6 protein-coding genes are annotated in these 7,260 nt (G+C 44.0%); 1 reads left to right on the forward strand and 5 read right to left on the reverse strand.

The genetic code is table 11. The features are described 5' to 3' along the window. From ACXLDX_RS02350 to ACXLDX_RS02365, 4 genes are all read right to left on the reverse strand, one after another. Positions 1-2,253 (reverse strand): CHASE2 domain-containing protein, encoded by a 2,253-nt coding sequence (locus ACXLDX_RS02350; protein WP_457575585.1) that lies wholly within the window; start codon positions 2,251-2,253, stop codon positions 1-3. Then, a complete protein-coding gene (locus tag ACXLDX_RS02355; RefSeq protein WP_457575586.1) occupies positions 2,254-3,924 on the reverse strand; it encodes a FecR domain-containing protein in 1,671 nt (556 codons plus the stop codon). Positions 3,925-3,983: 59 nt separating this feature from the next. Beyond that, positions 3,984-4,697: a response regulator transcription factor gene (locus ACXLDX_RS02360; RefSeq protein ID WP_457575587.1), complete on the reverse strand. Its 714-nt coding sequence runs from the start codon at positions 4,695-4,697 to the stop codon at positions 3,984-3,986. Between the two features lie 87 nt (positions 4,698-4,784). Next, a complete protein-coding gene (locus ACXLDX_RS02365; protein ID WP_457575588.1) occupies positions 4,785-5,147 on the reverse strand; it encodes a hypothetical protein in 363 nt (120 codons plus the stop codon). A 660-nt stretch (positions 5,148-5,807) separates the two neighbouring features. On the opposite strand from ACXLDX_RS02365, the gene ACXLDX_RS02370 reads away from it, so the two are divergent. After that, positions 5,808-6,782, forward strand: a complete 975-nt coding sequence (locus tag ACXLDX_RS02370; RefSeq protein WP_457575589.1) for a sigma-70 family RNA polymerase sigma factor — start codon at positions 5,808-5,810, stop codon at positions 6,780-6,782. A gap of 211 nt (positions 6,783-6,993) precedes the next feature. Here the strand turns inward: ACXLDX_RS02370 and ACXLDX_RS02375 are convergent. Further along, positions 6,994-7,260, reverse strand: a 267-nt coding sequence (locus ACXLDX_RS02375) for an MTH1187 family thiamine-binding protein (RefSeq protein WP_457575590.1), incomplete at its 5' end; no start/stop codon positions are given.

The following is a 7,260-nucleotide window of genomic DNA, read 5'->3' on the forward strand; positions in this document are numbered from 1 at the left end:
CTACTTCGGTAAAATCATAACAAATTCAGCACCTCCTTCTTTTCCAGAAACAACTTCAATACTGCCTCCATGCCCATCAACAACCTGTTTCACAAAACTCAAACCAAGGCCAAAGCCCTTCTCTTCCGGTTGAATTTCCCCCCGGCTGAATTTCTGAAAAATTCTCTTTCTGTCAACAAAGGCAACACCAGGACCCTCATCCCTGACGGAAAGCAACAGGTGTTCTTCTTTTTCAGACATGGAAAAAAACACTCTGCTTTTTTTCGGGCTGAACTTAACCGCATTATCAAGAAGATTCAAAACAGCCTGGGTGAGCAGAGGTTCATCGCCAAGAATCGGCGTTACCCTTGGAGGAACCTTGACCACCAGCTCGATATCCTTGATATTGGCCATATGCTCTATTGCACTTTTGGCGTCATAAACTACGCTCAGCATATCAAGAGGGAATCTGTTTATTTTATATCTTCCACTTTCAACTCGGGCAATATCGAGAAAATCTTCGATCATTTTTCCAAGTCGTCTTGACTGGGAACAGATCTCTTCAGCATACATTCTTTCATCATTTTCCAGGGTTGCTGTAAGCATCTCCCCATAACCAAGGATTGTTGTAAGTGGGAGTTTCAGTTCATGGGAAACAATATTCATGACCTCTCCTTTCAACCGTTCCAGTTCCTTTATTTCCGTAACATCAGTAAAACTTGCGAGAATCCCGTGAAAACCAGACACAGGATTATCAACTCCATGAAGAAGAACACGGCAGTATCTTTTCCACCCCCCCTGTATCAGGTCAATATCTATTACCCTGTCCCCTTGCCCCAGAAGAGAATCCAATCGCAATATCTCATTTTTCTCATCTTTCAGCTGCTGTGCTGAAAGAAATGACACGAACTCTTCAAAACCGGGTAAACCATCCTTATTTTCGGAGACGTCAAACCAGAGTGAAGTAAAACTGGTATTTGTCAGAACCATTTCCCCACTGCCTTTTTCCCACAGGGCAAGTGGTGGTGTCTCTTTGCTCAGCAGATGATTGACAAAGTGATGCTGCAACGTCAATGCCCGTATACTTTCCTGCATGACAAAAAGATGATTTCTCAAGCCTCCTGACCAATATCCGCCAGACTGTTCCTTCTTCTTCTGGAAAACAGAAGGCAGTGTTTCATAAACCTGTTCTACACCCTCTTTCAGTTGTTTTTCCAACCATTTGATTTCAGCAACCAGCTCCTGGGCCACCCAGAATCCCTGGACGACAAGGTGAAGTGTATAGGCAGTCAGCAAAACAAAGAGAGGAACTGAAGGGTCTATAAACAGACCACCGTGAAAACCAGCAATAGCAACAACAGAAATGATTCCTCCACAGAGGAGAAGAACCAGGAGGTTTCGCCTGACTCTCCCTCCAGGCCATACGACCAACGCGATAAGAAAAATTAGGCCAACATACAGGTAATTGAGCCATGACAGCTGGTGCAGAAAACTCTCTTCCAGCAAATTATTAAGAATTGTCGCCTGCACCTCTACTCCAGGCAGAGGATATTTCCTGCTGAAAGGAATAAGATGGACATCCCCGAGAGCCCGTGCCCTGGCACCCACCAGAACATACCGGTCCTTAAAAAAATCCGGTTCTATCTTCCCCGAAAGGACATCAACGTAAGAAACATAAAAAAACGTAAATTCAGGACCATAAAAATTAATTATTTGGGGTGTGGAAAGATGAACTCCGGAAGAGACAGCATCTTCGCCATAAACAGATAGAGCGAGAACAGGAAACCCATGGGGCGGTTTCAACACTACCTGCTTCACCCGGCCGGCTGTACCGAGAATTGTCTCAATATGCCCCTTTTTAATTTTGCTGCCAAGGGTAGAACTTGGAAAAATCATTCTGCCGTTGTAATCACTGGCTATTGCCACACTGACGGGTGGACTTTCATCAACAGCCCTTCTAAAAGACTCATCGCCCTCTGCCGGCCTGTCAAAAAGAATATCAAATCCAATCGCCTTTGCCTTCCTCAGTTTTCCCAGGAGCCGGCCATGAACCTGCCGGTCAAAAGGCCATGCTCCTATTTTTTCCAATGAGTGCTCATCTACACCGACAATGACTATTGACTGACTGGTTTCAGCTGTTCCACGGATATTAAAAAGCAGATCCAGAGCTATATCGGACAGCCAGGGATAGAGCTCTGTTCTTCCCACAAGCAGACAAAGTAATATTGTGAGAAAAGGACTGAGAAAACGGTTATAGGGCCGCAGATGATGCATCTATAAAATAATAACAAGACAGGTCAGGAAAAAAAGAGCCACACCGGCATCCAGTATCCCGAAAGGTTCCTGTTCAATCGTGAGAACCTGGTAGGGTGTCCAGGGACTGATCTGGCCATCACTGAGAACTCCACGAACCCTTACATAATAACTGGCAGGTTCCAGGTAATCAGTAAATTGGAAAACGGGATCCTCAAGACCACTTTTTTCAACGACAAGTTTGTGAAATTGCCTGTCTTCGGCAACCTGGAAATCATACACAATTCCCTCTCCCATTGATTTCCAGCGCAGGATAACATTTTTTCCGGTAACCGGTTCAAAATTATCCAGTGAGGGTTGATCTGCAATTTTCCAGGAATCGACCCTTGAATAATTTGAATGGAAACCATCATCAGCGATAGCCTGAAGACGGAAAAAATATTCTCCCTGAGTCAGTTCGGGGGTTGTATATTCATTCTCTTCCTGAATTTTTTCTTCAATTATTGTCTTAAATTCCCGATCGCTCGCCAACTGGACGAAAAACTGACCCGCTCCAGATCCCCTGAGCCATTTATGGCTGATTTTTTTCTTAAAAAGCGTTTTCCCTTCAAGAGAATCAGAAATAATCGGCGCAGACGGGACTGTTCTTACTCTGATCTCAAAAGGTCCTGCAGGCAGACTTTCAAAATGTCGTTCATCAATTTGCGTCAGATACCCGTAATAAGTACGATCTTCCAGGGCCAGAAGAGTAAATTGTTCGCCCGCTTTTACAAACTGTTCCAGAACGGTATGCATTCCTTCAAGGTCTGTTGCAACACGCAGTCGCAGGGATGTTGCTGTTTCCATTCCAGGAACAGTCAAGACAACCGGAAGGGTTTTATACACTGGTTCAAGTTCTGGCAGTGGTGGAGACGGTGGCAGATCCCGGGGCTGTTCAGGGAGTTTTCCAGCCACAACTTTCAATCCTTTGCCTTTTTCCACCGCAATGGTTTTTCCGGATGCATGGACCCCGACAACACCTTGTATTGTTTCGATAATATTTGAATTTCCCCCGGGAACTTTCATTCTGAATTCAGTCCCGCGGACACCCGTTACCGATACAGGAGTTTTTGTTAAAAAGGTTTCATTTCGTTTCAATCGTGATTTCACAGAATGAACAATACGACCCTTTTCAAGAAAGAATTCAGCCTTCATGCTGTTGTCAGTCAGGCGAACCAGGTATGTCATGGAAAACCTGGTTCCTCCGGCAAGGCGTGTAAATCTGTTATCGGGAAAAATAAGAAATGCGAACCCATCATCCTCTGTAACCACAGTCTGACCTGGTTTTACATGATCACCTTTTTTCAAGGGTATTAACGTTCTGCCGTTTTGCAAAATAAAAACACCACCACTGACCGAGTCTACTTTTGCGAAAAGTTTTTCAGCCAGCAGAAGAGAAAGAGGGATCTGCAAAGTCTGTCCGGGATAAACAGTATAGGGAGGTTTAATCCTGTTCAGTCGGGCAATGATTCTCCAATCATCACGAGAATTACAATAATCTCTTGCAATATGTGTGAGATTGCTGCCATCCTTGACAATTATCGGAATGAGTGTATCAGAGAAACAAGGTGAAACAGAAAAAAAAGACAATAATAACAAAAAGAAAAACAGCGTTCCTGTCTGGTTCTTCATGAACATATAATATTTCACCATGACATCCTCCTGGCCCCCTTAAACCGCGAAGAGTACGAACCTATGCCGCACACACAACCTCAGGCAGCCTCAAGCTTGTAGCCGACTCCGGCAACTGTGACTATTCTAAATTCAGGATCTCCCATTTTCTGAAGTTTCCTGCGCATATTAGCAATATGCATCACAAGTGCTTTTGTTTCAATGTCATTATTGTATCCCATCACTTCTTTCAGCAACTCGGCATGAGAAACCGCTTTATTTTTTTCCCGGGCAAGAAAGCAGAGAAGATCAAATTCAGTTTTGGTGAAATGAAGCTTGATACCAGCTTCATCCACAATTTCCCTGGCTGGCACCTGAATCTGCAACCTCCCGACAGAAAGGATTTCATTTTCCTTATTGTCATCATTCTGCATGCTTCTCCGTAACAGGCTTTTTACACGTGCAAGGAGTTCTCTCGTACTGAAAGGCTTGGTAACATAATCATCTGCCCCGAACTCCAGTCCTTTGACCTTGTCGTCAACTGTATTCTGATCGGTGAGCATGATAACCGGTGTCTGCAGGCCGGCCTTCCTTAAAACCGCCAAGGCAGTCAGTCCGTCAACATGGGGCATAATCACATCAAGTATGATTATATCCGGTTTGTTCTGTTCCACCCGTGCCAGAACATTCCTGCCATCTTTTTCAGTTGCAACAATGGCTCCGCGTGCTGTAAAAAAGGTCCGGAGCAGCATAAGAATTCCAGGGTCATCTTCCACAATAAGGATCGAAACGCCTTCCTGTTCAAATTTATCCATTGCACTTCCGTTGAATTATTTATTAAAAAAAATCTTGAACAACTGACGGTTTCTCAGGATGTTTTCTCACTACGAACACAGCTCAGTCTACATCACCGACGGCAGAAAAGATTCATCAGGAGGAAAGAAACAGAAAACAGGCCACCATTTCAGTGGAGAAACAAACCGTATTGCCACCCCGTTGTTTTCACGCCTGGCCACATATCCGGGGCTGCAGATCGTCAGGCGGCTGCCATTCTCTTCCACTGCTATATCCACATCAACACTCTCTCCAGGTTCAAGAGTCTTCAATACAGGGCTGTTACTGGATACGTATATGCTTTCAATGGCGATATCTCTGAGATTACCATTGAGAACCTCTCCGCTTTTCACGGTAATTTCAACCGCTGCAAGATAATGAAATCTCATCCGCTCCCTTCTGTCAAAAAATTCCCCAATTCCATTGCCCATGTCCACCTCCCAATTAAAATCTCCTTCTTTTCTTGATTTTTAAGCAATCGGCCAACCCAGGTCAATAAAGCTTTCCTCTTTTTACCAAATGCTTACTCGGCTGGAGTGGGGAATATAACAGGAATACTCTTTACAGTTCTCTTCCCATCATTTCATGTAATGAGAGAAATATTCCTCTTTTTTCTGTCCGGATTTCAAATATGTCATCATTTTTGATACGATAAAATTATAACTGATCATTCAACTCAAGGAATCAAAACCCCATCATGATATGTTTCTTGATAAGGCATTGAAATGCAGTCATAAAATTCATGGTTATGCCTGGTTGAACAATCAGACTGCTTAATCAAATAAACCGGCATGGCCGGACCCCACGGTTCAGCCTCAACAAATTAATGAAAATCTCAACTGCGGCGATACAACCCCCAAACGCGGATTTTCTGATAAAACGTATCCAAACAAAAAATGACTGTTTTTATTGATTTACTGGCAACAACTCCATCCTCCGTTTCATTTCCAAACCGGGTCAGACGTCTTGGGTTAAGCCAAGAACTCCAGGATAAAATCCTGAATCAACAGCAATTTTCTGAAACAAACGACTACTCTACGAGTGATTTTCCTTTGTTAACCAGAAAAAACGAACAGGAGCTCGCAACAGAAATGCTCCTCTACCGCCACAAGTTTACAGAGACTATTTACAGATCCCCTCTCTTTCGCCAGGCAGCTCTCACGGTTATCCAGAACATCTATCTCTTTCAGAACAGGAAAATTTTCCTGGATTCATCAGCTGCCACCCCCGAACTGGAAAGACAGGAAGCTCTCCTGCTCTTCAGTTGTCCCATGAAGACAAAGAGAGCGATTAATCTGGCGAAAACCTTTCAACATTCAATTCTGGCCCGCATCTGGAACCGCATCACTTCAAACCTGCAGGAAAATCACGCAAACAGACAGGAATTTATCGATCTGCAGATAATTGTAGAAGAATTAAATACTCTAAGAAATATTTATATGATTCTCTGTCAGGGCCTTGTTCGTAGACTGGTTACACACATCAGCAGTATTTACAGGCAGTCCATCTCATTCGATGACGCAATACAGATTGGAGAAATCGGTATTGCGAGAGCTTCATATCGATATCATCTTAACAGTGGAGTACGGTTCTCCACCTATGCGTCAAAATGGGTTTTCAAGGAAATCCAGCGGCAGGCTCTGGGAGGACGTCTTATTAAAATTTCAGCAAACACGGTTGAGCGATACGCAAAAGCAGCTAAGAAAAACAGTCCCGACCTTCAAAAGATTAAAACAGAAATTAAAGGGAAAACAGCCATATGCCAATCTGCTGAGTTCAGTATCCTGCTCAATGAACAGATCAGCAGTCGGTCGTCTCGGCCGGAAAATGCGCTTGAAAGAAAACAATTGCAGAAAACCGTACTCCAGGCCATTGACAACACGCTCAATGAAAAAAGCGCTGATATACTCAAACGGCGGTATGGACTCCCACCGTATCAAAACAGGGAGCAGTCTGTGATAAGAATCAGTAAAATTTATGGTGTAACCCGGGGAGCCATCTATCAACTTGAACAAACAGCACTGAAAAAACTGGCTGCCTGTCTTGACGATTCTCTCAAGCCATAATAGATCCATCCTGAAACTCATTTGTTTCCGTCCAGAACCAGGAAACCGTCAGTGTCTGCCCAGAAATGAGGATCTTTGTTCGAGGTCGAGGCGCACTGAGAATTTTACCACAGGCATAGAATTGATATCGGAGTCTACGCTTACCTCCGAGGATAAAATTTTCAGGCAACGCAAATATCGGGCAAAAAGACCATCTATGGCCAACCACCCGTTAATCTGCCTGCTTCTGCAGAACACTCTCTATCTTATCCTGAATTGTCTGAAGCCGGTCAGTACGCGTTCCCATTTTCACTGTGGTTGTGATTCTGGGGGCTCCCATTTCATGGACCTTTTCATGACATTTCTTCACCGCGGCCATCACATCATCCCATTCCCCCTCGATATTGGTTCCATATGCGTGCAGCTCGATCTTTAATTCCGCCTTTTTCAAAATTTCATGGCAGGCCACCACATATTTTGAAACAGATACCCCAACTCC

This window comes from Desulfomarina sp., assembly GCF_054039375.1.